The sequence below is a fragment of the Solibacillus sp. FSL R5-0691 genome, from assembly GCF_037974225.1.
In the GTDB taxonomy this organism is placed as follows: Bacteria; Bacillota; Bacilli; order Bacillales_A; family Planococcaceae; genus Solibacillus.
The window spans coordinates 2168111-2194572 of record NZ_CP150231.1 but is presented as its reverse complement, the minus strand read 5'-3'; the positions used below and the strand labels follow the sequence as shown (position 1 = coordinate 2194572).

Sequence of the window (26462 nt, the reverse complement as noted above, 5' to 3'; positions counted from 1 at the left end):
TGGTATTATATTAATATAAAAAAATCCCTTTTATATAAGCCAAAAGTACTTATCATAAAATGGAGTATATTAACTATTTTAACGCAAAAAAAAGAAACTAGTAAATATAAAAATTACTAGTTTCTGTAAAACTATTTTCGATATTCATCGATTTTTGTTGTGATTTTATCTTTCACATCAGCAACTCTTTCCTGTGCTTCCCCTTTTAGCTGATCGCGTTGACCTTCAACTTGTAAAGATGGGTCATTAGTATTTTTGCCGATTTCTTCTTTTACTTCGCCTTTAATTTTGTTTCCTGCTCCTTTGAGTTTATCTGTAAATCCGTTTGACATAATATGACCTCCTAAATGTTTAGATGGTATATATATTCCCGCATATATTATTGCTAAACAAAATGGATAGAAAGGTCGGATTTAAGCAAAATAACCAATATATTTATTTTATGTAGATTTTATAAAAGTGATGTAGGATTTCCTGACCTGCTTCTTTTATCAATGGCTGTCCATCCATGTTCAATGTTGCTTGTGTTTTTGTTTCATCAATTTTGTAATTGTTAAATGAAAGTATTACTTCAACTTTTCCATGTTCTTTTAGCCGATCTTTATGGTCGGCAGAAAATGAGTGCTGTGCAAATAATCCATTATCTTGCCAAGTACCTGAGATTTTCAACAGCTTGGTTTTCCCGCTGTCGTCATATTCCCATTGGACATCGCGTAATATAGATTTAAATAGCTCGTTAATTGTAAAAGTTTGATTGTCGAATTTGATTTCTGTAGCTCGAACGGAATGAACATCGATTGAAATTGCAGAAGCTGCTTCATTCGCTTTTGAATTAATCCCTGCTGCCGCCTCTTTTAAATCTGCTACCGTATCACCACATCCAGCCAACAAAATTGAAGTAAAGAATACTACGAAAAATCTTCTCATTAGAGTCCCTCCAATGTCGTCATTTCATTCATCTTACTAAATTGCGGTGAAAGATTCGTACCGATTTTTAAACAGTTTGTGAAAAATTTGTAACAGTTCGTTTAACAGAATTCCTTTTTTCGAAAATGTTTGTTTTTACTGTTCATGAATAACGTTTGCAACTGTGGGTATGATTAGAAATAGATACGTATCGCTTGGTACTGAAAAGTCCATCATCTAAATAATCGAAAGTGAGTGATTTTATGCGGATTAATGATGAATTGCTAGACAAACTTGGAATTTACTTTGTTTATCATGAAGTATATAACAAATACGGCATTACTTTTGAAAGCTTTGTTGATCGTTGGACAAGAGGAATACTGGAAATATAATTTAGCATGATTGAAAAGTAGGAATAGAAAACAAAAACGGTTCAAATAATAATAAAGATGCGGCCTTGGTAGTAGGACGTATCTTTTTTTCTGTTTTCTTTTTGGAAAAACTTGTTTACGATGAAACGGAATACATAAATAAAGGAGAATCGACAATGAAAGTACGTGAACTAGGTATAACGATTGGACAATTGCCTTCAGGGTATAAAAATTGCATAACCGATATTGAAGGTGTAAGCGTCGGACATGTGACATTGGATTATCCATTAAATGATGCAGGAGATGCAGCCTGTACCGGAGTAACCGCTATATTACCGCATCCAGGTAATCTGTTCCGGGAAAAGGTGACAGCGGCGAGCTATGTATTGAACGGTTTCGGAAAAACAACCGGTCTTATTCAAGTGGACGAACTAGGTGTAATCGAGTCGCCCATAATGCTTACGAATACATTTGGAGTACCGAATGTAGCACAAGGGACACTCGAGTATTTACTTGAACAGAATGATGAGATAGGAATTTCGACCGGTACGGTTAATATCGTTGTCGGTGAATGCAATGATAGCCATTTAAACTCGATCCGTCATTTTCCTGTAAAACCTGAACACGCCGTTGAAGCGATACAGCGAGCAAAAACAGATGCTGTGGAAGAAGGAGCTGTCGGAGCGGGAAAAGGTATGGTTTGTTTCGGCTATAAAGGAGGAATTGGGACCTCATCACGTATTGTTGAAGATAAGGCTGGACAAAAGTATACTGTCGGATGCCTCGTACTTAGTAACTTTGGCAAGGCGAACGAATTTTTGAAAGACCGGTATAAGGTGACAGCTGCCAACGGTGAATCGACAATTAGTCCTACAGACGGCTCTATTATAATCGTAATGGCGACAGATGCACCGTTAAGCAGCCGGCAGTTGAAACGAGTTATAAAACGTTGCGGAATAGGGTTGGGGAGAACAGGCAGCCACTTTTCCCATGGAAGCGGAGATATTGTCATCGGTTTTACAACAGCTCGTACAGTACAGCATCAATTCGATGGAGAGCTGGAAAGTCGACAGCAAATTAGGGAAGATCATGACGTGATGAATGCATTGTTTATGGCAGCTGCTGAAGCGACAGAAGAAGCCATCTTGAATTCGTTGTCGCAAGCTACTACGACAACGGGCAGAAATAATAACAAAGTCGAAAATTATAATTTTGTCGAATAATGTATTTTTTTCATAAAGAAGTTTAGTGGGTCTTTTACACCATATCAGTGTAAAAGGCTTTTTCTTATGAAAATATAATACTATGGGGATAATATGTTTTGAATCTATTGTAGAAGATTGCTATTTATCAAGGTATTAGCGCGATGAAAAATTAAAGTTTTATTTAGAAAACTATTAGAAAAAACTTCCACAATCGAAATAAGTATGGTATTTTATAGATTATAAATAAAAGACTGAAAAATCTAAATCTTTGAAATTATTATTCTAGACTGATGAACAAATAGCAATGAAAGGAGAATCGTTATAAATGAAAGTGTATATAAGTGCAGACATCGAGGGGATAACCGGCACAACGGTATGGAGTGAAACGGAACTGAACGCTCCGGATTACGCCCAGTTTCAAAAACAAATGACAAAAGAAGTGCTTGCCGCCATTGAAGGGGCATTTGCAGGTGGCGCTACGGAAATCCTTTTGAAAGATGCGCATGATTCCGGCCGAAATATTTTGATTGAAAATCTGCCTGAGAATGTAAAAATTATTCGTGGCTGGACGCAAGAGCCGATGTGTATGGTTGCGGGGTTGGACAGCAGTTTTGACAGGGCAATTTTTATCGGCTATCACAGTGAAGGCGGCAGTGAAAAGAATCCTTTGGCCCATACACTAAGTTTATTGGCCGATGTCAAAATAAACGGCGAATATGCCAGTGAGTTTTTAATAAATACATATGCAGCAGCCCTCCATGATGTACCGGTTGCTTTTGTCAGCGGAGATCAGGCGTTGGCGGAACATATCGCCCGATATAATGACCAAATCGTCACCTTCGCAACAAAAGAGGGAATCGGTCATGCAACAATCAATGTAAGCCCGCAAACAACATTAAAACAGACGAAACAGCTTGTAGAACGGGCAATGAAGATCGAACGTACAAAGCTTCAAATAGAGTTGCCGAAACACTTTACAGTGGAAATTATTTATAAAGATCATATTAAAGCCTACCGGAATTCATTTTATCCAGGTGCAACATTTAAACCGCATAATACAGTCCATTTCGAAACGAACGATTATTTTGAAGTGTTGAGACTGTTACAATTTTTAACTTGAAGCAGGTGAATTTATGAAAATAACAAAGGTTGAAGTGGGGATTGTCGAGGCTCCTCTTATTACCCCATTTAAAACAGCTTTACGCACAGTACATAGTATACGAAATATTGCCGTATTAATTTATACCGACAACGGGCTGATCGGTATTGGCGAAGCTACGCCGACCCATGTCATTACAGGGGAGACCCTTTCTTCAATCCGTTATGCAATAGAAGAAGTGATTGCACCATCAATTATTGGAATTGAAATTGATGAAATTGCACTGCTTTGTCAAAAGGTCGATGCGTGTCTCTACCAGAATACGAGTGCTAAAGCGGCGGTCGAAATTGCGCTTTATGATTTATGGGCGAAACAATACAATGCTCCCCTATTTAAATTGCTGGGCGGCTACAAAAAGAATATTACAACGGACATCACCATTAGTGTGAATGAAACCGATGAGATGGTGAGAGACAGTATAGCGGCTGTTAAACGGGGCTTTTCCATTTTAAAAGTGAAGGTCGGAAAAAATCCGGTAGAAGATGTTGAACGGGTCATGGCAATTCGAAAAGCAGTAGGACCTGATATTACATTAAGGGTTGACGCCAACCAAGGATGGACAGCAAAAGAAGCTGTAAAAATTATTGGACAGCTTGAGGATAAAGGCGCGGCTATCGAACTCGTTGAGCAGCCTGTCCATTATAGTGATATAAAGGGCATGCAATATATTACAAACAACACGTATACAAATATTTTGGCAGACGAAAGTGTATTTTCTCCAAAGCAAGCGATCGAGGTCATTGAAAAGCGGGCCGCGGATTTAATAAATATTAAGCTGATGAAAACAGGGGGCATTTCTAAAGCGCAGCAAATTAACCACATTGCAGAGGCAAATGGTATCGCTTGTATGATTGGCTGTATGCTTGAAACAAAAATCAGTGTCAGTGCAGCTGCCCATTTTGCTGCAGCAAGCAAAAATGTCACAATGGTCGATTTAGATGGACCAAGTTTGTGCAGTGAAGATCCAATTGAAGGGGGGCCGATTTTCGAAGGGGAAAACATTCAAATGACCGATGCTCCCGGTATCGGGTTATTCATAGAGGCTTATTTAGCCAAATAGAAAAAGATAGAAAAGAGAAATGGGGGAAATGACTTTGAAAAAATCTTTGTTAGCATTACTTTGTATGTTCGTACTCGTACTCGCAGCTTGTGGTGATTCATCGGATTCTGGTGAAACATCGGAATATCGAACAGTGTACTCAGGTGAAATTAAAACACTGAACTATTTAAAAACAGCAGAAACAAATGAATTTGCATTATCGGCGAATTTAGTAGAAGGATTAATAGAATATGATGAATATGGCGTTGTTAAGCCAGGATTAGCAGAAAGCTGGGAATCCAATGAAGATGCAACTGTATGGACATTCAAACTTCGTGATGACGTAAAGTGGGTAGACCATGAAGGAAAAGATGTAGAAAATGTTGTATCACAGGACTTTGTAGATGGCTTAAATTATGTGCTTGATGCGAAGAACGAATCTTCGACAGCGTGGATTGCAACAGTCGTGAAAAATGGTGATGCTTTTTACAATGGCGAAGTAACGGATTTCTCGCAAGTAGGTATTAAAGCGATTGATGAAACAACGCTTGAATATACATTGGAAGCTCCGACACCATACTTTTTATCGATGCTGAACTACGTATGTTTCTTCCCTGTAAACGGCGAGTTCTTAGCTGAAAAAGGCGAGGCATTCGGAACGACTCGTGAGAATATTTTATATAACGGCGCATATATTTTAGATAAATTCGAACCTCAAAATGAGCGTGTACTTGTGAAAAACGATGCTTACTGGGATAAAGAAACAGTGAAAATCGATCGTATCCGCTATAAGTACAATAAAGAAGCCGCAACAGTTGCACCTGAACTGTTCCTACGCGATGAGATTGACGGGGCATTAATCCCGACGTCAATTTTGGATGAATGGCTAAACAGTGATGACAAAAAAGACTTAGTACGCCAAAACACAAATAACTTCTACACATACTTCTATGCATTAAACTTTGATCCGCAATATGATGCAGAGTATGAGCCTGAAAACTGGAAAGTAGCGGTAAACAATAAAGATTTCCGTAAATCGCTTTATCATGCACTTGATCGTGTATCGGCAATGTTAACGATTGAGCCTTACAACCCGCAAGATTTACTGTCTAATACAATTACACCGAAAAACTTCGTGGATGTTGAAGGTGTAGATTACACAATGCTTGAGCCATTAAAAGAGATTACAGAAACAGATTCATTCAACAAAGATCTAGCGCTTGAGCATAAAGAAGCGGCAATGGCTGCATTAGCCGGGAAAGCTACATTCCCAGTTAAGGTATTGTTACCTTACAACTCTGGTTCACCGGAATGGGCTAACCGTTCACAAGTAGTGGAACAACAGCTTGAAAATCTTTTAGGTGCGGATTATATCGATGTGGAACTGTATGCAGGTCCTGCGACAGGATTCCTTAGTGAAGTACGTCGCCCTGGTAAGTTCTCGATGCTTGAAGCAAACTGGGGTCCGGACTTTGCTGACCCATCAACGTATACAGATCCATTTTCAGAAGGCGGAACATATAACAAGCCGGAAATGGCTGAAGGCTATAACAGTGAATATAATAAGCTAGTTGAAGCTGCAAAAGCAGAAGTAGATCCGGCTGTTCGTTATGAACTGTTTGCAAAGGCAGAGGCATTTTTAATTGAGGAAGCATTTGTTATCCCGTACGCAGTAGGCGGCGGCGGTTATACTGCTTCAAAATTAAATCCATTTGAATCACAATATTCGCCATTTGGTGTTACATCCGAGAAGTTTAAAGGTCAGTCTATCCTAGAGAAGCCAATGAGTAATGAAGAATTCAAGTCTGCTAAAGAAGCATGGGAAAAAGAACGTGCAGAAGCATTAGCAAACACTTCTAATTAATACGAAGGCATTTTAAATGGAGGTAGATTAGGAGATGACAGGATGTTTCTGCATCTCCTTTCTGCTTTTATAAACTTTATTCGACCGATGTTACGGATTTATTAAGGAGTAATTGGCGCTTGAGACCAACAATCACCGGACGTCATTACACCGAGGAACTACTGAGGAGGGAACGTGTTTGTTAAAGTATATTGCGAAACGATTCGCGCAATCCATATTGACGTTATTTATCATCGTGACAATAGTTTTCTCCCTGTTACGATTAATGCCTGATGAAGGCTATTTAGGCGCAGCAGCAGAAAAAATGTCGCCAGAACAGCAGGAAATTTATTTAACGAATCTGGGCTTACGGGATCCGTTATTAGTCCAACTTAAAAACTTCTACATCGACCTTATTCAAGGCGATCTAGGAAAATCGATTACATACCGTACAGATGTACCAGTACTTGACATTATTCAGGATAAAATGATGTATTCTATATTGTTCGGATTAGGAGCTGTAGCACTATCCTTATTAGTCGGTGTACCGCTGGGCATTTTGATGGCTCAGTTTAAAGGGCGCTGGCTCGACAGGCTGGGCACAGGCTATATCGTAATAGTAGTAGCAGTACCGGCGATGGTATATTTCCTTATGATTCAAATGTATATTTCGGAGTTGTTCAACTTGCCGATGCTGTTTGATGAATACAATCCGCGGAGTTTTATTTTACCGTTAATCTGTTTGGCACTTGGACCGATTGCTTCCTATGCAATGTGGATGCGACGCTATATGGTGGATGAGCTAAATAAGGATTATATTAAGCTGGCACGGGCAAAAGGTGTGACAGAACGTACGATTATGTTCCGCCATGTGATGAGAAATGCGTTCATCCCAATGGCGCAATATTTACCTGCAACGATTTTATTTACGATTACCGGTTCGATTTATATTGAATCATTATTTTCAATACCAGGTATGGGTGGATTGCTCGTAGATGCGATCCAGCGCCAGGATAACAATGTCGTACAAGGTTTAGTGCTTGTATTTTCTTCACTAGGGATCATTGGTTTAATTTTAGGGGACTTACTGATGGCAATTGTTGACCCTCGAATTAAACTAGGGAAAGGGGACAGTGTACGCTAATGGGAATTTTTACGAAAGAGATTCAGAATATTTCGGAAAAATCAACAGAGCAGCTGCATGATCACATGTTTGACTTTGCCGCTGTCGATGATGCAAAAGCGGAAGAAACAGCTTATTCCAATTACTCTTATTGGCGTTCAACCTTCCGCTCCTTCAGGAAAAATAAAATTGCTGTATTTTTACTTGTCTTTGTCATCGTCTTGATTGCATTTACATTTGTCCAACCTTATTTGCCAGATCAAAAATCACCCACACAAATTTATTTGAATCCGGACACTGGAATGCAGGACCGGAATGTTGCTCCTAATGATGAATATATCTTTGGAACAAACTCCATCGGTCAGGATTTATGGTCCCGAATTTGGGAAGGAACAAGAACTTCTTTATTTATCGGTTTTGCAGTAGCGATTATTGAAGTTCTGATCGGTTTTACAGTTGGGGCATTATGGGGTTACTCGCGGAAACTCGAGGCACCGATTACCCAGCTGTACAATATCGTGGATAATATTCCGACAACGATTGTACTCATTTTAATGGCGTATATTTTGCGACCTGGCATATCGACGATCATTATCGCCATGTGTATAACGGGATGGGTTGAAATGGCGCGGTTCCTGAGAAATCAGATCGTCATACTGCGTGACCGTGAATATAATCTGGCATCCAAAACTTTAGGAACACCCGGCTATAAAATCATCTTGAAAAACCTGCTCCCATATTTAATTTCAGTCATTATGTTGCGAATGAGTTTAGCGGTCCCGGCTGCAATTGGCGCAGAAGTATTTTTAACATATATCGGACTCGGATTGCCGGTAAGTGAGCCATCATTAGGTAACTTGATCAATGAAGGACGCGTACTGATGATGTCACCGGATTTACGTTATCAGCTTATTTTCCCAAGTATCGTGCTGAGTGTCATTACGATCGCCTTTTATATTATCGGGAATGCATTTGCTGATGCGGCAGATCCGAAAAATCACGTTTAAAGAGGAGGGCGTTATATGGAACAGGAAAAAATATTATCCATCGAAAATCTAGTCATAAAATTTAAACTGCGTGGACAAACCTTGACGGCTATCCGTGATATTTCGCTCGATTTATATAAAGGAGAAAGCCTTGCAATTGTAGGGGAATCAGGTTCAGGAAAATCCGTATTAGTAAAATCAATCATGGGTCTCCTTGATAAAAACGGCTATATTGCAAATGGACAAATTCACTTTGACGGCCATGATTTATCGAAATTTAAAACAGAGGCAGACTGGCTGAAGGTCCGCGGCAAAAAAATTGCCATGGTGACACAAGACCCGATGACATCGCTGAATCCGCTGAAAACAATCGGCAAACAGATCGAAGAAAGTGTCGTACTGCACCAAGGATTAAAAGGGAAAGAAGCATATGAAAAAACATTGCAGCTGCTGCGTGATGTTGGAATCCATGATGTGGCGCGCCGCTATAAGCAATACCCGCATGAATTTTCCGGTGGGATGCGTCAGCGGATCGTAATTGCGATTGCTGTTGCCTGCAATCCGCAAATCCTGATTTGTGACGAACCGACAACCGCCTTGGATGTAACGATCCAGGCACAAATCCTGCAGCTTTTAACGAATTTGCAGGAGAAGTATTTGCTGACGACGATTTATATTACGCATGATTTAGGGGTTGTTGCGAAAGTCGCGGACAGAATTGCAGTTATGTATGCAGGGGATATTATCGAAGTTGGACAAACAGAGGAAGTATTTTTCGATGCGAAACATCCGTACACATGGGCTTTGATTTCGTCACTTCCACAATTGGGCAATAAAGGCGAAGAACTGTATTCAATCAAAGGTACCCCACCGAATTTATTTAAAGAGATTAAAGGGGATGCGTTTGCACCTCGGAATCAATATGCACTCAAAATCGACTTTGTTGAACGTCCACCTTTTTTCAAAGTGACCGATACCCACTATGCCCGCACATGGCTGCTTGATCCGAAGGCACCGAAAGTAGAGCCTCCTGAAGTGTTGCAAGCCTTTTTCGCAGAAGGGAGACAATATGCAAATGACTAATCTAAATAAAGAAAAACTGATTGAAGTAAAAAATATTGATATCGTTTTTGGACAAGGCAAAAAACAGTTCAAGGCGGTAGACAACGTGAGCTTCGATATATATAAAGGGGAAACATTCGGACTTGTAGGGGAGTCGGGTTCAGGAAAAACGACAATCGGCCGTGCGATTATGCGCATTAATCCGATAACAAACGGAGAAATCCTATTCCATGGAAAACCGATCAATGGCCGTATATCCAGTGCATGGGACCGTGAAATTACACAAAAGATCCAAATGATTTTCCAGGACCCGGGTGCTTCTTTAAATGAACGGGCAAAGGTTGATTATATTGTTTCAGAAGGTCTGATCAATAATAAAAGGTACGGCAATGAGCAGGAGCGGATCGATAAAGTAAAAAAAGCCTTACTGGAAGTCGGACTGCTGCCGGAATTTGCTTCACGTTTCCCGCATGAGTTTTCGGGCGGGCAGCGTCAACGGATCGGTATTGCCAGAGCACTAGTGATGGAACCGGAGTTTATTGTAGCGGATGAACCGATATCTGCGCTGGACGTTTCCATCCGTGCCCAAGTATTGAACTTATTGTCCAGCTTACAGGAGCATCGTGAGTTAACGTATTTATTTATTGCCCATGACCTGTCGATTGTGCGCTTCATAACAGATCGTACGGCGGTGATATACAAGGGGAAAATCGTTGAACTGGGTGAAACGGAAAAGCTGTTCAATAATCCGTTGCATCCTTACACGAAAGCATTACTGGCTGCTGTTCCGGAACCGAATCCGTTAAAAGAACGCAGAAAAAAGCTGCAAGTGTATGATCCGACTGTCCATCAGTATGAAATGGATCCACCTGAATTTGTTGAAATTGAAGAAGGACATTTCGTATTGGCCAATCAAGAAGAGCAGGCACAATATCGGGCGGTGCTTGCCGGAAGTGGAGTGTAGACGATGGCAATGATAATCCCAAAATCTTTGAAAAAAGGCGATACTGTCGCATTGATCAGCGCATCGGGAGCAACACCGGAACACCGTATCGAACGGGCAATCCAGGCAGTGGAGCAGCTTGGTTTTCATGTAGTTGTAGGAGAAACGTGCAGAGCTCGTCACGGATATTTTGGGGGCAGTAATGAGCTGCGTGCCAAAGAATTGAATGATATGTTCCGAAATCCAGAAATCGACGGTATTTTTTGTATTCGCGGAGGCTATGGCGCGACACGGATTTTACCGATGCTTGATCTGGAGATGATTAAAGAAAACCCGAAAGTATTTGCCGGCTATAGTGATGTGACGGCACTGCACATTGTATTCAATCAGCAATGCGGCTTTGTAACGTACCATACTCCGATGCCGTCGACTGAATTTATTCGACCTGAAATGGATGATTACACATGGGAATATTTCATCAACAGTGTGACGAATACCGAGTGGAACGATTATTTCCTGGAAAATGCAAAAGGCCAGAATATGAATACGGTTGTTCCCGGTACGGCTACGGGTGAATTAGCTGGAGGTAACTTAACCCTTGTTGCAGCATCTTTAGGCACACCGTATGAGATTGATTTGAAAGATAAAATTCTCTTTTTGGAAGACATCGATGAAAATGTGCAACGAATCGACCGAATGCTGACACAGCTGTCATTGTCGGGGAAACTGCAGCAACTCTCGGGAATTTTGCTCGGTGCTTGGACGGATTGCGGACCAATGGATTTAAAAAATGCAGAAAATAATTTAACTTTGGATACAGTATTTGAAGAGATTTTAGTGCCGTTGAATATTCCAATCATAAAAGATGTAACATGTGGTCATGTACTGCCGACGATGTCATTGCCGCTCGGTAAAACCGTAACAATCGATGCGACAAATAAATCTATTCAGGTTGTAGGTTAACATGATGCATAAACAACTTGAACGTATTATTGCACAGTGTCCATATAAAGTGCATAGCATTGTAGAAGATTACAATACTAATGAGATTGTATGGAAAAATCGGAACGAGGAAATTTTCAGCAGTGCCAGTATTATTAAAGTGCCGATACTGATCGCTATTTTGGCTCATCTGCAAAAAACGAACGGCAATTTGAATCGCATTTACAAAATCTCACCGGATAACATGGTAGATTTCAGTGTTCTAACCGAGCAGAGACAAACGCAAGCTACACTGCACGAGCTGTTACTTTGGATGATCATTACGAGTGACAATACAGCCACAAATGTATGTATTGATCTTTTAGGCATGGATGCATTTAATGATTATTTTAAAGAAATCGGTTTACATAATACTCGGGTCCAGCGAAAGATGATGGATTTTGAACGTCAAAAGCTGGGCTTTGATAATGAAACGACAGCACAGGATATGCAGCACCTTTTCGGGCAAATATATAGAGGTACGCTCCTTACAAAAGAGTGGAATGCAGTTGCACTCGATATTTTAAGCAGGCAGCGCAGTCACGAGTCGCTCAAACGCTATATTGTAGATGACGTTAAAATGGCGCATAAAACAGGTGGTCTCGATACGGTCGACCATGATGCTGGCATTGTTTTTACAAGAAATCGAGATTATTTTATCGGGGTTTTCATTACAGAAGTGACCGATAACGACAAAGCGAGACAAACGATCGGCACGATTTCTAAAATCGTCTATGATCATTTTACAAAACAGGAGGAGGGAATCGATTGAATGCCGTTGTGAAAACAAAAATTGCGAATTTACATGCAGCACCAGACCGACATTCTGAGTTAATCGATGAGGCGTTGTACGGAATGCCGGTCGAAGTTATAGAAGAAATTGATGAAAAGTGGGTTAAAATATTAACCTTTTATCGTTACGAAGGCTATACATTAAAATCCAATTTGCAAGTTGGAAGTGAACCGACTGTAAACTGGGTATATGAAGCAAATGATGTCGTTATTCAAAGCTTTGCGGATGTCCTTAAAGCACCAAAAATACAAAGTGAAAATATCCTGACATTGACACGTGGCGCTTTTATCAAAGTTGTTCTGGAGGCCGGGCTTGATCCAACTTGGGCAAAAGTACAGCTTGTAACAGGTGAAGAAGGGTATGTTCGGTCGGCCTGGATTCAGGATCGTGTAAAAGTGTATACGACAAATGAAGAAGCATTCCGCAAGCAAGTAGTGGAAACTGCTTTTCGTTATTTAGGAACACCATACCGATGGGGCGGGAAAACGCCTTTAGGCATTGACTGTTCAGGTCTTGTATCAATGGCGTATATGCTAAACGGTGCTTTTATTTACCGGGATGCGAAAATAGAGGAAGGTTTCCCGTTAAGGAAAATAGAAGGCGACAACTTAAAGCCGGGTGATCTGATTTTCTTCCCTGGCCATGTAGCGATGTATATTGGAAATGATGAGTATATTCATTCCTCGCTGGGTGGAAATGAGGTTAATGTAAACAGTCTGAACTTGCAGCATGACCATTACCGTGAAGATTTGGCGACAACGATTACGGAGTACGGCAGTATTTTTTAATTCAATAACAAATAAAAGGTCAACTCAGCAAGAAATCTGAGTTGACCTTTTTAGTTACATGAAAATTTGTTTTATTCAATTAAAAGTTTTTAAGAATCCAATCGTTCGCTTCTACCCAATTATTAACGCGAATGACGTTATTCGGTACAGGCAATTGATTGTACGGGGTATCAAATAAAATAACAGGGATTTTTAGCTCTTCGGCAATTTCCACTGCATTATCATGTTTGTCTTCGAAAAAAGCTTCCACTGCATGCTTCTTTGCGATGGCAATTTTGTTATGACTGCCGATACATTCGATATGGTCGTAAGGCACTTTAAATTGATCAAACCAGTTTTTCGTAATATCGAAAACATTTTCTCCACGCGCAGAAATATAATAAAGCTCATACTGGTTTTGCCAGGCAGTTAAAATGCGATGTGCATCTGCAGCAAGCTCACTTACTTCATACATTCGTGGCTCGTTTTCTTTAAACCAGGCCTGAAACTGTGCGCGGTCTACAGGGTGCGGAAAACCACTTAAAAAATCATATTCCGTTACATCTTGTAGCGTCATATTAATATTGTATTGTTTATTAATATGTGGAATCAATGTGGCAGGACATGTAACGGTCCCGTCAATATCGATGCCGAACCGATGTTTTAAGTTTGTCATTTCCATTACCTCTTTTCTTTACACAGTTGCATTTGCTTGTGCTTCTGCTTCACGCTTTGCTACCATTTCAGCAGCTAATTTATCGATTTCTTTCTTCAGTTCTTCCACCATTGTTTCTTCAGGAACTTTACGAACTGTTTTACCTTTCATGAATAAAAGCCCTTCACCACGTGCACCGGCAATACCGATATCTGCTTCACGTGCTTCACCAGGACCGTTAACCGCACAGCCTAATACAGCTACTTTTAACGGAACATTCAATTTTGAAATGTATTCTTCTACTTCGTTGGCAATTGAAATTAAATCAATTTCGATACGGCCGCATGTCGGGCAAGAAATTAATGTCGCCATGTTTGATGCCAAGCCGAATGATTTTAATAATTCACGGGCTACTTTAATTTCTTCCACTGGATCTGCAGATAATGAAATACGTAAAGTATTACCGATCCCTTTAGATAAAATCGCACCTAAACCGGCAGCTGATTTAACAGTACCGGCAAATAATGTACCTGATTCTGTAATACCTAAATGCAGCGGGTAATCGAATGCTTTTGATGCTTTTTCATAGGCTTCGATTGCCAGGTTTACGTCTGATGCTTTCATCGAAACAATAATGTCATGGAAATCCAAGTCTTCTAGAATTTTAATGTGATGCAATGCAGATTCTACCATTCCATCTGCAGTAGGGTAACCGTACTTTTCAAGAATATGACGCTCTAAAGAACCGGCGTTAACACCGATTCGGATTGGTATACCTTTTGCTTTTGCCGCATTTACAACTGCTTCTACTTTTTCACGGCGCCCGATGTTACCCGGGTTGATACGTACTTTATCGATGCCACCTTCAATGGCTTTTAATGCTAATTTGTAATCAAAGTGAATATCCGCTACTAACGGGATATTAATTTGTCTTTTTATTTCAGGTATTGCATTTGCAGCACGCTCATCCGGTACCGCAATACGTACGATTTGACAACCTGCCTCTTCTAAACGTTTAATTTCGGCAACCGTTGCTTCTACATCATGTGTTTTCGTCGTACACATACTTTGGATTACGACTTCGTTATTACCACCTATTGTTAAGTTACCGACACGCACAGGACGTGTTTTCGTACGGTGAACGATTTCACTCATGAAAAATTCTCTCCTTTTCAGGCTTTTGATGTGTTATATCTCCTAAAAGATATAACGATATGTAAGCCGTCACTGTTCCTTATTTTATCAGTGTATTTAAAGAAGAACAAGGAAGAAACATTATGAATTCAATTTAGACAGTTTTCCTTCGCGTTCGAGGTGATTGGGATGAGAACAGTGTCTCCTGGTACAAGCGGCTGTAAATTTAAATGCGGATTAAGTTGGTAAAATTGTGCAAGTCTTTCTGGGAATGTGGTTTTAATAGGTGAGGGAGTTGCTGAAAATAGACTGTAAATGGTATCGTCCGGCTGAATTTTTACGACAACATAGTTTCCTTGTTCACCTTCCTGACATGATTGCGGATCAGTATAAAAGGATGCTAATGGGAGCGTACCTTCCTGTAAATCAACTTTAATGACAAATGCAAACAACAAAAGAACAATGGAAGCTATTAAAAAGCGCAAAAAAATCCTCCCTCTCTCTACAATTTAACTCGTTAATAGATTGTTAAACTATATGATTCAGAAGGAGAATTTATTATTTTTGTACGGGATATTTTGTTAAGGCAATAATTATAAAGAACATTGTGATAAAAATACTGATAAGGGTCATAACAGTTTGCGAGATTATAAACAGATTTCCGAAAATCATCAATAATGTTCCCCACGTGCTTGCAAAAACAGCTGTACGCCATATTTGCCTGTATTCGCCGCGTCGTTTCATCGGTTTAATGAAAAACAGACCTGCAAGCGCATATAAACTTACTTTAATAAAATAGATTGATGTATTCAGTACGAATAAAAAAACAATGGCGATCGGATAAACAATCCATTGTATATTTTGTGCATACTGTTCAATCTCCGAATAGCCGAAAATTTCGGCTGTTCCGGCATTAATAAATTGGCCGAATGAAAAAGCAGTAATGAGGGTAATCATTAAAAAGGCATACTGCATCACTTTACCGATGGATAGAATCCGGTAAGCCCCCAGCTTTTTGGGACTCGTTAAACTATGTATGAATAACTGCATATGTGAAATTTTCATGATATTCGAATGCTCCTTTACAAAAGTAGTGTAACATGAAAAAAATTCGAATTGAACTCGGAAAATTAAATTGAATCTTTTCCTCGTACATTACGTATAATTTGTGAAAATATTATAGGAAGAAGATTAGAAAGGATGTGAAATGAATGGATATTATTGCATGGATACTTATTATCGCACTTTTTATTATTGCGTTTATCGGCTTAGTATATCCAATTATCCCATCCGTCTTATTTTTGCTCGGCGGGTTTATCGTTTATGGGCTATTTTATAGTTTTACCGATTTGCCATGGTGGTTCTGGGTAATTGAGCTATTATTTGTTGCGCTGTTATTTGTGGCAGATACAATCTCGAATATAATCGGAGTAAAAAAATTCGGCGGATCAAAAGCCGGGATGTGGGGAAGCACGATTGGTTTATTGATTGGACCATTTGTTATACCATTTGCAGGTATTATTGCGGGTCCGTTTATCGGTGCAATTATAGGTGAATTAATTGTGACGCGAAGTAATTTGAAGCAGGCAATTAAAGTCGGTGTTGGTTCAGTTGTAGGATTTTTAACATCGGTCTTCACTAAAGGGATTATTCAAGCAGTAATGATTATCATATTTTTTATGGCTATCTAGTTTCAAATTAAGTGCTATGAAATTATTGAAGAGCAAATATTTGTAAAATCAAATCATTATCGCTTACACTAGTAATGGAAAGATTACATACAACAGGTAAGACAAGTAATCCGAAGCCTTTCCGTCAAAAGACTGAAATGCAAATATTACGGTTTTTTTCATTGAATGAGGAATCATTTTTTGATAACCTAGTACTGTAATCAACATTAATTACTTGTTCCAGGGAGGAATATTATCATGGCATTCAAATTACCAGAATTAACTTACGCTTACGACGCATTGGAACCACATATCGATGCAAAAACAATGGAAATTCACCACACTAAACACCACAATACTTACGTAACAAACTTAAACGCAGCAGTAGAAGGTACTGAATACGCTGACAAAGACATCAACGAGTTAATCTCTAACATCGATGCATTACCAGTTGACAAACAAACTGCTGTACGCAACAACGGTGGCGGACATGCTAACCACACATTATTCTGGGAATTAATCGCTCCAGGCGGTTCTAACACTCCAGTAGGTGAAGTAGCTGCTGCAATCGATGCGAAATTCGGTTCATTTGACGCATTCAAAGAAGAATTCGCAAAAGCTGCTACAACTCGTTTCGGTTCAGGTTGGGCATGGTTAATCGTTGATGGTGACGGTGTAGCTGTTACTTCAACTCCAAACCAAGACTCTCCAGTAATGGAAGGTAAAACACCAATCCTAGGCTTAGACGTTTGGGAGCACGCTTACTACTTAAACTACCAAAACCGTCGTCCAGACTACATCGGTGCATTCTGGAACGTAGTGAACTGGGACGTAGTAGAAGCTAAGTTTCAAGCTGCAAAATAATAGCGCGAAGAATTAACTATATTCTAAACGGATACCAGTTTGCGACGAAAGCGAAGCGGCAGGAGCACTTCTGGGACGTAGTAGAAGCTAAATTCCAAGCTGCAAAATAATTGAAAATTAAAGCTAAACTGTACTGAAAGCAACGCGGCAGGTACAAAATACTTTAAACGTAAAACGCATGAGAAGTTTCATTACTTCCATGCGTTTTTTTATGTATTTTTTTCCAGTTATCTGCTACGCTCAAAATAATAAACAGAATTGGGGTGTAGTAGATGATTGATGAATTTGTCGCACAGATTGATGATAAGTGGCACGGGGCCTATATTAAATTAATGGAGACGATTGATGAAAACTTGCCGCCTGGATTTGAAAAGTCAATTGACCGGAATATGATCGTATATAATGTCCCATTAACAACTTATCCGAAAGGGTATCATGTCACCCCGAATACACCATTACCGTTTTTAGCACTTGCTCCACAAAAGCGCCATATTGGGCTATATCATATGGGGATTTACAGTGATCCGAAACTTCTGAAGTGGTTTCAGGAAGCCTATGCCGAAGCGGTGCCGACAAAGCTGAATATGGGAAAAAGCTGTATTCGCTGGACCTCGACAAAACATATCCCTTATGACCTGATAGGGGAACTGAGCAAAAAAATGACGGTAGAGCAGTGGATCGCTACTTATGAAAGTGAAGTACAGAGATAAAATAATAGGTTATATCACATAAAAAAATACCGGTGGATAAGAATAAAACTCTTTTTAGAAACGGGTATTTTGTAAAATTGATTGGAATGGAGGGTGACTCCAGCGGGAATAGCGTGACGCCTGAGACTACAGGCTCAGGCCACGCCCGCGGAAAGCGTCCCGGAATGGAAATCAATTTTTAACGCTCAGCAAAAAAAGCTATTTTTTTCTAAGGGAAAAATAGCTTTTTCGGTTATAACCACTCCTTATGTCATAAATTAAATCTTCTTTTTCAAAGTTTCATTCAAGCGATAAAAATCATAAATATATTTGTTTAATGTTTCGGGTGCAAGTACATAATCTTCTTTATGCCACTGAATAAGAATGCCCATAATCGAGTTTCCTGTATAGCTTGCCAAATATTCAAGCTGTTGATCGGATATATGTTCGGTTTCTTCTAAATGGGAGTCCAATATAAAGGAACGAATCGTCTCTAATAATTTGTGATAATAAAGCATCGGTGTTTTTTCATCAAAAACAATCCTGTAAAAAGCTTCATGCTTTTTGACATGGTGAAAAATTTGAATCATTTCAGGTGTTAGCATGGATAAATTATCTTTCGTCACATCGTATGGAAAATCGTACGAAAACTTTAAATCTTTCACGATGTCATTGAAATAGCGTTCAAATACTCCGTGGACATTTTTATAATGCAAATAAAATGTACCCCGGTTAATTTCTGCAATGCGGCAAATTTCTGCTATCGTAATATTCTCCAAAGATTTCTCATTCAATAAGACAAGAAGCGCTCTTTGCAGGCTGTCATGTGTCTTCTTTATACGTAAGTCCATAAATTTTCTCCTTTAATGAACAGAATATTAAAAAGTGTTGGATATTGTACAGAATTCCAAATAGCTGTTGTTTGTACAATAATTTGCTCTCAATTATAATTTTTATTGAACAGATGTACAATAACTTCAATACAAAAGGAGAGATTTAGAATGAAATTACAGGATAAAGTAGCAATCGTAACAGGTGCCGCTTCTGGTATGGGAAAAGCTATCGCGGAAGCTTATGCAAAAGAAGGAGCAAAAGTAGTTGTTTCGGATTTAAATGAAGAGGGCGCAAAAGCTGTTGCAGGTGAAATTACTGCAAACGGTGGTACAGCATTTGCAATTGCAACGAATGTTACAGAAGATGAAGACTTGCAAAGATTATTTGATGCCACAATTGAAAACTACGGACAGCTAGATATTTTAGTGAACAATGCCGGGATTATGGATGGATTCGAGCCTGTCAATGAAATTACAGATGCACGCTGGGATATGATTTTCGCTGTTAATACTACCTCAGTTATGAAGTCCATGCGTATCGCAACAGATATGTTCTTAAAACAAGGTCATGGAGTTATTGTAAATAATATTTCAGCTGGCGGTTTAAACGGTGGTCGTGCAGGTGCCGCATATACCGCTTCGAAACATGCTGTTGTCGGTTTAACAAAAAATACCGCATTCATGTTCTCTCAATCTGGTATTCGCGTAAACGGGATTGCACCAGGAGCTGTTATGACAAATATTCAACAGTCGATGCAAAATATTAGCCAATACGGTGCCGGCCAACAGCAAAAAGGTTCGGGACTGATTCCACGTGTTGGAAACCCGGAGGAAATCGCGAAACTGGCTGTATTTTTAGGTTCGGAAGACTCAAGTTTCATCAACGGTCAAATTATTACAGCGGATGCTGGTTGGACAGCTTATTAAGTATATTTAAAGGCTTTGTAACTTCGGTTGCAGAGCCTTTTTTGCATATTTTATTCTCCTCCATCTAGTCGTAAGTACACCTAAACGAAGCTGCTTATGAATAAAGTATAAAGAGGTGAGGAATAAATGAGCATGACGTACAAAAATATACTAGTTGCCGTTGATGAAACAAATGAGTCGCTGGTTGCTTTTAGAAGAGCTGTGCAAGTGGCACTGAATAATGTCGGAAGTAGGCTGTATATTGTTCATGTAATTGATACTCGTTCCTTTGCATTTTCAGAAAGCTATAACTTTGAGATGATGGAAAAATTTACGAATAATAAAAAGGATCTATTAGATTCTTTAGAGAAAAAAGCGCAGCAGTCCGGGTTAACAAATATCAAAAAAATTATTGAATACGGAACACCCAAACACGTTATCGCACGAGATATCCCTCAGCAGGAAGAAGTGGATTTAATAATTTGCGGTGTAAAAAGAAAAGGAGAGTTAGCCCGTTTTTTCCTAGGATCCGTATCAGAAGGGATTTTAAGAAATGCCCGCTGTGACGTCCTAGTTGTAAGAAATAATTAATAAAATGTCGAAGCTCCACAGAAATTTTCGTGAAGCTTCTTTTTTATGAAACTTTATAAAAGCACAGCCGTCTAAAAGATGAATAATTAAAATCTGGACTCTTTTTTCATAGAGTTTTCAGTGTTATACTAAAAGCTATGACTATACATTCATGTACTCGCTACATAAAGTAAGGAAGGGGAAGTGTTCTTTGCGCAAAATTACGCAAAATCGTCAGCAAAATCCGAAGGCAAAGCAACGGGCAAGTTTAACTTTTCGGATGAATGTCCTTTTCTTTTCAATATTTGTTTTGTTCTCATTACTAATTTTTCGTCTAGGATATATACAAATTGTAAAAGGCGAAGATTATGTGCGCGAATTGGAGCGTACAGAAGAAGTACGGGTGAATACAAGTGTACCCCGTGGCCGTATTTTTGACCGCTATGGTCGTATTTTAGTGGATAATCAGCCTGAAAATGCGATTACTTATACAAAAATGCAAACAACAAAATCTGCTGAAATGCTTGAAATTGCAGAAAAACTTGCACATCTCATTGAGCAGCCGACAGAAAAAGTAACGCAACGGGATAAACTGGATTTCTGGATTTTACGGAATCCGGAAAAAGCAAAAGAAAAAGTTACACAAAAGGAAATGACGAAATTCCAACTTGAAAATGAAGAGTTAGAAACGAAAGAAATCAATAAAGAGTATGATCGACGAATCCGTGATCGTATTACAGATGAAGAACTGGAACAGCTTTCCGATTTTGATTTGGAAGTTCTGGCAATTTACCGCGAAATGATGACAGGCTATAGTTTATCGCCGCAAATTATTAAAGGTGAAAATGTTTCACCAGAAGAGTTTGCCCGAGTTTCAGAACAATTGGCAGACCTGCCTGGCGTAAATACGACAACAGATTGGAAGCGGGTGCGCTTGTCTCCATTGGCGATTTTAGGTCGTACAACGGTACCAAGCAAAGGTGTACCAAAGTCAAAACTGGACTATTATTTAGCACGTGATTATTCTCGTAATGACCGTGTTGGAGAAAGTTATTTTGAAGCACAGTACGAGGAAATTTTGCAGGGTGAAAAATCGGTCGTTAAAAATATTACGAATAAAAAAGGTCAAGTCGTTGAAACGATGACGACTTTTGCAGGGGAGCCCGGCAAAGATTTAGTAACAACAATCGATGTGGAACTACAGCAAAAAGCCGATGAAATTTTGGAAAAGTACTTATTGGAACTGAAAGCGAAAAGTGGTTCCCAATTACTGGACCGTGGCTTTTTAGTTGCGATGAATCCCAAAACCGGCGAACTTTTATCGGTAGTCGGTAAAAAAATAGAAAAAGATAAAGACACGGGCAAACCTTATATTGTTGACTATTCATACGGTACGTTTACGTCAGCCTATGAAGCAGGGTCAACGGTAAAAGCAGCAACTGTTTTAATGGGATACAATGAAGGCGTTATTAAGCCCGGAACGGTCATGCTCGATTCACCGATGCGAATCGGGAATATTACATTAAATACATTATTCAACAAGACAGGTAGTGTCATGCTGAATGATTTGACGGCATTAGAACGTTCATCCAACGTCTATATGTTCAAAATTGCGATGGGTATCGGTGGTCGTACGTATTCACCTGGTATGCGATTTAGTTTAAAGTCAGGTACATTGCAGACAATGCGAAATGAATACGCACAGTTCGGACTAGGTGTACCAACTGGTGTCGACCTTCCTGGTGAATCTACCGGTTATCAGGCTGACCCGGATACCGATGTAAAACTACTAAACTTGGCAATCGGACAGTTTGATACGTATACAACGATGCAATTGGCACAATATATTTCAACAATTGCGAACGGAGGATACCGTATCCAACCGAGAATGCTAAAGGAAATTCGCAACCCTTCTAAAGATGGAGAATATTTAGGGCAAGTTGTGGAAGAAGTAACACCTAAAATTTTAAACAAAATCGAAAACAGCCAACAGGAAATCGATCATGTTAAAGAAGGTCTGCGCCGCGTATACTTCGGTGCAAATGGTTCTGCAAAACGTCAATTTGAAACAGCAGATTATACCGGAGCTGGTAAAACAGGTACAGCCGAGGTAGTTTACTATGGACCACAGCGTGATAAGTGGAAAACAAACACAATCAACATTGTCCATGTAGGTTTTGCTCCATATGATGACCCGGAGATTGCCTATGCAGTCATTTATCCATGGGCTACGACAATCTTTAACAATAACTATTTACCACAGGCGAACTTGACGGCCCGTGAATTAGTAGATTCGTATTTTGAGCTGAAAAACAAATATGCAGAAGAAGGCTTATCTACAAGTAAAGTAGAAAAACCAATCATTAAGCATTCTGATGAAAAACTGGATGAGGACGAAGAAGTCGAAACAGTAAATGAATAAAATAATGATCCCGTAGTTTCTGGCTACGGGATTTTTTTTAAGGAGAACATTTGATGCGAAAGAAAATCTTACATATTGTCGTCATAATCGGTGCTTTAAGTAATGCGGCAATTTTAGCTTTTATGGACATGCCGGTATGGCTCATCATTTTAATGTCGGTTATATATATCATTATGTTTGAAGGACTCCTGCTCATACTGGAACCACGCTTAGTCCGTGCTGAACGCGAACGGAATGTTAAAGCGTTTCCTTTTTTACGGGAACTGGTCGATGCCAAAAAAGCGACGGTTACTTTACGGGATGGTACGGTGTTATTTAATGCGACGTTTGAAGGCTATGCCCACCCGAAAGATGCGAAAACGATTTTACTATATGTACATAAAGTAAAGACAAAAAAGGAAAAGCCGACATTTACAGAACATTCTATTAAACTTATTAACATAAAAAGTGTAAAAAAGATTCAATAAGAAGAAATTGAGACAATTTGCAGGGATTTCCTGTAAATTGTCTTTTTTATTTACAAAGCTTTACATTCAATTAACGGCTGCATTATATATGCTTAATAAATTGTCACTATAGTTGGAATTGTAAGAAAAAACATCTATTAAACAAGCGGAGGAATTACAAATGAAAAAGTGGCAGTACTTAACATCAACAGCTTTACTAGGTTCGGCAATTGTTTTAGGAGCATGCGGCGGAGAAGAAAATAATGATGAAACAGCTACATCTGCACAAACAACAGAACAAGCCGAAGCTGGCAGCGCACAGTTAACAGGTAATGTAGTAGGCGATGGTTCGTCAACAGTTGCTCCAATTACAGAAGCATTAGTTGAAGAATACGCGGGGGTACAAAAAGATGTACGCGTCGCAGTTGGTGTATCTGGTACAGGCGGCGGTTTCGAAAAATTCATCAATGGTGAAACAGATTTCTCAAACGCTTCTCGTCCAATCAAAGATAATGAAGTGGAAGAGCTGAAAAATGCAGGAGTAGAATATACAGAATTTGAACTTGCTTATGATGGTTTATCGGTAGTAGTACACCCTGAAAATACTTGGGCAAAAGATCTGACAGTGGATCAGTTAAAACAGATTTGGATTGAAGACGGGACCACAAAAAAATGGTCTGATATCGATCCATCATGGCCGGAAGAAGAAATCGTGTTCTATTCACCAGGTTCTGACTCAGGAACGTATGACTACTTCGATGAAATCATTTTAGATGGTGAAGACATCGTCAAATCGGCAACATTATCTGAAGATGACAACGTGTTAGTACAAGGGGTAACAGCTGACAAAAATGCAATCGGCTATTTCGGCTACGCGTATTACCTGGAAAACAAAGATAAATTACAAGTTGTAACTGTGGATGGAGTGGAACCAACTAACGAAACAATTGAATCAGGGGAATATTCTCCACTGTCCCGTCCACTATTCGTCTATGTAAATAATAGTGCAGTTAAAGATAATGAAGCAACATATGACTTCATGAAATTTACACTTGAAAACGCAGGGGAGATGGCAGAAGTCGTAGGATATGTTAGCCTGCCGGATGAAAAGTATGAAGAAGCTTTAAAAGAGTTGGAAGCACTAAAATAATTTCGTTGTTTAATAGTGTGGGGTGGCTCTCATGCCCCCACACATTTTTTAATGTGAAAAATTTTGATCGTTTTATATAGATGACACTGGAAGGAGTTTTCACACATGGCTCTTAAACAACAGGAGCAGGTAAATGTCCAACAACTAATCGAGCGTTCGCGCAATCGCAAAGGAAAGAAGGTAATCGAAAAGATTGTACCGTTCGGGTTATTTCTAGCAGCGACGATTTCGGTACTTACGACGTTTGGGATCGTATTTACACTGATATTCGAGACATTTGAATTTTTTACGCGCGTGTCGATTACAGATTATTTATTTGGTACAGAATGGCTGCCATTCTCTAGTAAGGAGCCGTTGTATGGAATATTACCATTAATATTCGGGACATTTAAAATAACGCTGATTGCGATTATTGTAGCCGTGCCATTCGGTTTAGGTGCTGCCATTTATCTAAGTGAATATGCGTCAGAAGGTGTACGAAAAATCATTAAGCCGATTTTAGAAGTGCTTGCAGGTGTACCGACGATTATATACGGGTTCTTTGCCTTATCATTCATTACTCCGATATTACAGACGGTTATTCCCGATTTAAAAATTTTCAACGCGATCAGCCCAGGAATCGTTGTGGGTGTCATGATCATCCCCATGATCACATCCATGTCCGAGGATGCAATGAGCTCGGTTCCGAGGTCGATTCGTGAAGGTGCGTTAGGATTGGGTGCAACAAAATTCGAAGTGGCCGTTAAAGTTGTTCTGCCAGCTGCTTTATCAGGGATTGTCGCATCTGTCGTATTAGGTATTTCCCGGGCAATAGGTGAGACGATGATAGTTTCCTTGGCAGGAGGCTCTACACCAAAATTCGACTTCGTATTTACTGATTCGATTCAAACGATGACAGCCTATATTGTGCAAGTGACAACAGGAGATGCCGGTTACGGTACCACAATCTACTATTCTATTTATGCTGTTGGATTCACATTGTTTATTTTCACGTTAGCGATGAACTTACTCGCAACCTATATTTCAAAACGCTTCCGAGAGGAGTATTAATATGCGCTATATTCAAGAAGAATTAGTAATGAAGCGAATGAATAAACGCCTCATTTCAAATAAATTGTGGAAATTCATTTTTATTGTTGCTACAAGTTTTGCGCTTATTTCATTAGGCATGCTACTTTATCGAATTTTGACGCAGGGACTTGGTTTTTTAGATATCAGTTTCATTACAAACTTCGCGTCGCGTATTCCTGAAAGTGCAGGGATTAAAGCTGCATTGGTTGGATCTTTATGGCTGATGAGCGTAGTTGCTCCTGTCTCGATTATTTTAGGGGTAAGTACAGCACTATATTTGGAAGAATACGCAAAACAAAATAAATTGAACGACTTTATCCGTATCAATATTTCTAACCTGGCAGGAGTACCTTCGATTGTTTTCGGTTTACTTGGACTAACAATTTTCGTCCGGTTGTTCGGCTTCGATAAAAGTATTTTGGCGGCAGGTTTGACGATGAGTTTACTTATATTGCCGGTTATTATTGTGGCGGCACAAGAAGCGATCCGCGCGGTACCTAATGAACAGCGTGAGGCTTCATACGGAATGGGGGCGACGAAATGGCAAACGATTGTCCGTGTCGTGCTGCCGGCTGCGATTCCAGGAATATTGACAGGGAGTATTTTGGCGTTATCCCGAGCAATTGGTGAAACAGCGCCATTAGTCGTAATTGGTATTCCGGTAATATTGCAATTTTTACCAACAGGTTACCTCGATACATTTACCGCATTGCCGATGCAGATTTTCGACTGGGCAAAACGTCCACAAGAAGCATTCCAGCATGTGGCATCTGCAGGAATCATCGTATTAATGGTTTTCCTACTGACGATGAATTCCATTGCAATCTTTATCCGAAATAAATTCCAAAAACGATATTAGGAGGTAAATGGAATG

Annotated in this window: 28 protein-coding genes; 21 read left to right on the top strand and 7 right to left on the bottom strand. The window is 39.5% G+C overall.

What is annotated here, in order from left to right; genetic code table 11:
* Window positions 1-131 precede the first annotated feature (131 nt).
* Window positions 132-332 carry a CsbD family protein gene (locus MKY51_RS11070; protein ID WP_339172000.1) on the bottom strand — a complete coding sequence of 67 codons (201 nt, stop codon included), beginning with the start codon at window positions 330-332 and terminating at the stop codon, window positions 132-134.
* A gap of 103 nt (window positions 333-435) precedes the next feature.
* On the bottom strand, window positions 436-927 hold the full coding sequence (locus tag MKY51_RS11065) for a 23S rRNA methyltransferase (protein ID WP_339171998.1): 492 nt from the start codon (window positions 925-927) through the stop codon (window positions 436-438).
* Between the two features lie 526 nt (window positions 928-1453).
* Here MKY51_RS11065 and MKY51_RS11060 point away from each other — a divergent pair.
* From MKY51_RS11060 to MKY51_RS11010, 11 genes are all read left to right on the top strand, one after another.
* Window positions 1454-2500: a P1 family peptidase gene (locus MKY51_RS11060; protein ID WP_339171995.1), complete on the top strand. Its 1047-nt coding sequence runs from the start codon at window positions 1454-1456 to the stop codon at window positions 2498-2500.
* Between the two features lie 307 nt (window positions 2501-2807).
* Window positions 2808-3602: a M55 family metallopeptidase gene (locus tag MKY51_RS11055; protein ID WP_339171994.1), complete on the top strand. Its 795-nt coding sequence runs from the start codon at window positions 2808-2810 to the stop codon at window positions 3600-3602.
* Window positions 3603-3615: 13 nt separating this feature from the next.
* Window positions 3616-4701, top strand: a complete 1086-nt coding sequence (locus tag MKY51_RS11050; RefSeq protein ID WP_339171992.1) for a dipeptide epimerase — start codon at window positions 3616-3618, stop codon at window positions 4699-4701.
* A 34-nt stretch (window positions 4702-4735) separates the two neighbouring features.
* Window positions 4736-6544 (top strand): peptide ABC transporter substrate-binding protein, encoded by a 1809-nt coding sequence (locus MKY51_RS11045; RefSeq protein ID WP_339171990.1) that lies wholly within the window; start codon window positions 4736-4738, stop codon window positions 6542-6544.
* A 178-nt stretch (window positions 6545-6722) separates the two neighbouring features.
* Window positions 6723-7667, top strand: a complete 945-nt coding sequence (locus tag MKY51_RS11040; RefSeq protein ID WP_339171988.1) for an ABC transporter permease — start codon at window positions 6723-6725, stop codon at window positions 7665-7667.
* On the top strand, window positions 7667-8653 hold the full coding sequence (locus MKY51_RS11035) for an ABC transporter permease (RefSeq protein WP_339171986.1): 987 nt from the start codon (window positions 7667-7669) through the stop codon (window positions 8651-8653). The genes MKY51_RS11040 and MKY51_RS11035 overlap by 1 nt, the downstream gene beginning before the upstream one ends.
* 15 nt (window positions 8654-8668) lie before the next feature.
* The gene (locus MKY51_RS11030) at window positions 8669-9715 is read left to right on the top strand and encodes an ABC transporter ATP-binding protein (protein WP_339171983.1); all 1047 of its coding nucleotides are present in this window, start codon (window positions 8669-8671) and stop codon (window positions 9713-9715) included.
* Window positions 9708-10658 carry an oligopeptide/dipeptide ABC transporter ATP-binding protein gene (locus tag MKY51_RS11025; RefSeq protein ID WP_339171980.1) on the top strand — a complete coding sequence of 317 codons (951 nt, stop codon included), beginning with the start codon at window positions 9708-9710 and terminating at the stop codon, window positions 10656-10658. Before MKY51_RS11030 ends, MKY51_RS11025 begins: the two co-directional genes overlap by 8 nt.
* Before the next feature lie 3 nt (window positions 10659-10661).
* Complete coding sequence (locus tag MKY51_RS11020; protein ID WP_339171978.1) at window positions 10662-11600, top strand: LD-carboxypeptidase; 939 nt, start codon at window positions 10662-10664, stop codon at window positions 11598-11600.
* Window position 11601: 1 nt separating this feature from the next.
* Complete coding sequence (locus tag MKY51_RS11015; protein ID WP_339171975.1) at window positions 11602-12390, top strand: serine hydrolase; 789 nt, start codon at window positions 11602-11604, stop codon at window positions 12388-12390.
* A complete protein-coding gene (locus MKY51_RS11010; RefSeq protein WP_339171973.1) occupies window positions 12387-13199 on the top strand; it encodes an NlpC/P60 family protein in 813 nt (270 codons plus the stop codon). The genes MKY51_RS11015 and MKY51_RS11010 overlap by 4 nt, the downstream gene beginning before the upstream one ends.
* 79 nt (window positions 13200-13278) lie before the next feature.
* Here MKY51_RS11010 and MKY51_RS11005 read toward each other — a convergent pair whose 3' ends face one another.
* From MKY51_RS11005 to MKY51_RS10990, 4 genes are all read right to left on the bottom strand, one after another.
* Window positions 13279-13854 carry a hypothetical protein gene (locus MKY51_RS11005; RefSeq protein ID WP_339171972.1) on the bottom strand — a complete coding sequence of 192 codons (576 nt, stop codon included), beginning with the start codon at window positions 13852-13854 and terminating at the stop codon, window positions 13279-13281.
* 18 nt (window positions 13855-13872) lie between these two features.
* A complete protein-coding gene (ispG, locus tag MKY51_RS11000) occupies window positions 13873-14988 on the bottom strand; it encodes a flavodoxin-dependent (E)-4-hydroxy-3-methylbut-2-enyl-diphosphate synthase (RefSeq protein WP_339171971.1) in 1116 nt (371 codons plus the stop codon).
* Window positions 14989-15116: 128 nt separating this feature from the next.
* Window positions 15117-15452: a hypothetical protein gene (locus tag MKY51_RS10995; RefSeq protein ID WP_339171968.1), complete on the bottom strand. Its 336-nt coding sequence runs from the start codon at window positions 15450-15452 to the stop codon at window positions 15117-15119.
* Between the two features lie 73 nt (window positions 15453-15525).
* Complete coding sequence (locus tag MKY51_RS10990) at window positions 15526-16032, bottom strand: DUF1189 family protein (RefSeq protein WP_339171966.1); 507 nt, start codon at window positions 16030-16032, stop codon at window positions 15526-15528.
* Window positions 16033-16178: 146 nt separating this feature from the next.
* Here MKY51_RS10990 and MKY51_RS10985 point away from each other — a divergent pair, with 146 nt between their 5' ends.
* The 3 genes from MKY51_RS10985 to MKY51_RS10975 all read left to right on the top strand — a co-directional run bounded on the left by MKY51_RS10985 (window position 16179) and on the right by MKY51_RS10975 (window position 18211).
* Complete coding sequence (locus MKY51_RS10985) at window positions 16179-16658, top strand: DUF456 domain-containing protein (protein WP_339171964.1); 480 nt, start codon at window positions 16179-16181, stop codon at window positions 16656-16658.
* 237 nt (window positions 16659-16895) lie between these two features.
* Window positions 16896-17501, top strand: a complete 606-nt coding sequence (locus tag MKY51_RS10980) for a superoxide dismutase (protein WP_339171961.1) — start codon at window positions 16896-16898, stop codon at window positions 17499-17501.
* A 272-nt stretch (window positions 17502-17773) separates the two neighbouring features.
* Window positions 17774-18211: a DUF1801 domain-containing protein gene (locus MKY51_RS10975; protein ID WP_339171958.1), complete on the top strand. Its 438-nt coding sequence runs from the start codon at window positions 17774-17776 to the stop codon at window positions 18209-18211.
* A 257-nt stretch (window positions 18212-18468) separates the two neighbouring features.
* Here MKY51_RS10975 and MKY51_RS10970 read toward each other — a convergent pair whose 3' ends face one another.
* Window positions 18469-19041 (bottom strand): TetR/AcrR family transcriptional regulator, encoded by a 573-nt coding sequence (locus tag MKY51_RS10970; RefSeq protein ID WP_339171956.1) that lies wholly within the window; start codon window positions 19039-19041, stop codon window positions 18469-18471.
* Window positions 19042-19191: 150 nt separating this feature from the next.
* Between MKY51_RS10970 and MKY51_RS10965 the strand changes: the two genes are divergently transcribed.
* The 7 genes from MKY51_RS10965 to pstA all read left to right on the top strand — a co-directional run bounded on the left by MKY51_RS10965 (window position 19192) and on the right by pstA (window position 26447).
* Window positions 19192-19950, top strand: a complete 759-nt coding sequence (locus MKY51_RS10965) for an SDR family oxidoreductase (RefSeq protein WP_339171954.1) — start codon at window positions 19192-19194, stop codon at window positions 19948-19950.
* A 126-nt stretch (window positions 19951-20076) separates the two neighbouring features.
* A complete protein-coding gene (locus tag MKY51_RS10960; protein ID WP_339171951.1) occupies window positions 20077-20520 on the top strand; it encodes a universal stress protein in 444 nt (147 codons plus the stop codon).
* Window positions 20521-20710: 190 nt separating this feature from the next.
* Window positions 20711-22921, top strand: coding sequence for a penicillin-binding protein 2 (locus MKY51_RS10955; protein ID WP_339171949.1), 2211 nt, complete (start codon window positions 20711-20713; stop codon window positions 22919-22921).
* Window positions 22922-22974: 53 nt separating this feature from the next.
* Complete coding sequence (locus MKY51_RS10950; protein WP_339171947.1) at window positions 22975-23388, top strand: response regulator; 414 nt, start codon at window positions 22975-22977, stop codon at window positions 23386-23388.
* A 160-nt stretch (window positions 23389-23548) separates the two neighbouring features.
* Window positions 23549-24517: a PstS family phosphate ABC transporter substrate-binding protein gene (locus MKY51_RS10945; protein WP_339171945.1), complete on the top strand. Its 969-nt coding sequence runs from the start codon at window positions 23549-23551 to the stop codon at window positions 24515-24517.
* A 105-nt stretch (window positions 24518-24622) separates the two neighbouring features.
* On the top strand, window positions 24623-25567 hold the full coding sequence (pstC, locus tag MKY51_RS10940; RefSeq protein ID WP_339171944.1) for a phosphate ABC transporter permease subunit PstC: 945 nt from the start codon (window positions 24623-24625) through the stop codon (window positions 25565-25567).
* Window position 25568: 1 nt separating this feature from the next.
* Window positions 25569-26447, top strand: a complete 879-nt coding sequence (pstA, locus tag MKY51_RS10935) for a phosphate ABC transporter permease PstA (RefSeq protein ID WP_339171942.1) — start codon at window positions 25569-25571, stop codon at window positions 26445-26447.
* Window positions 26448-26462: the final 15 nt, after the last annotated feature.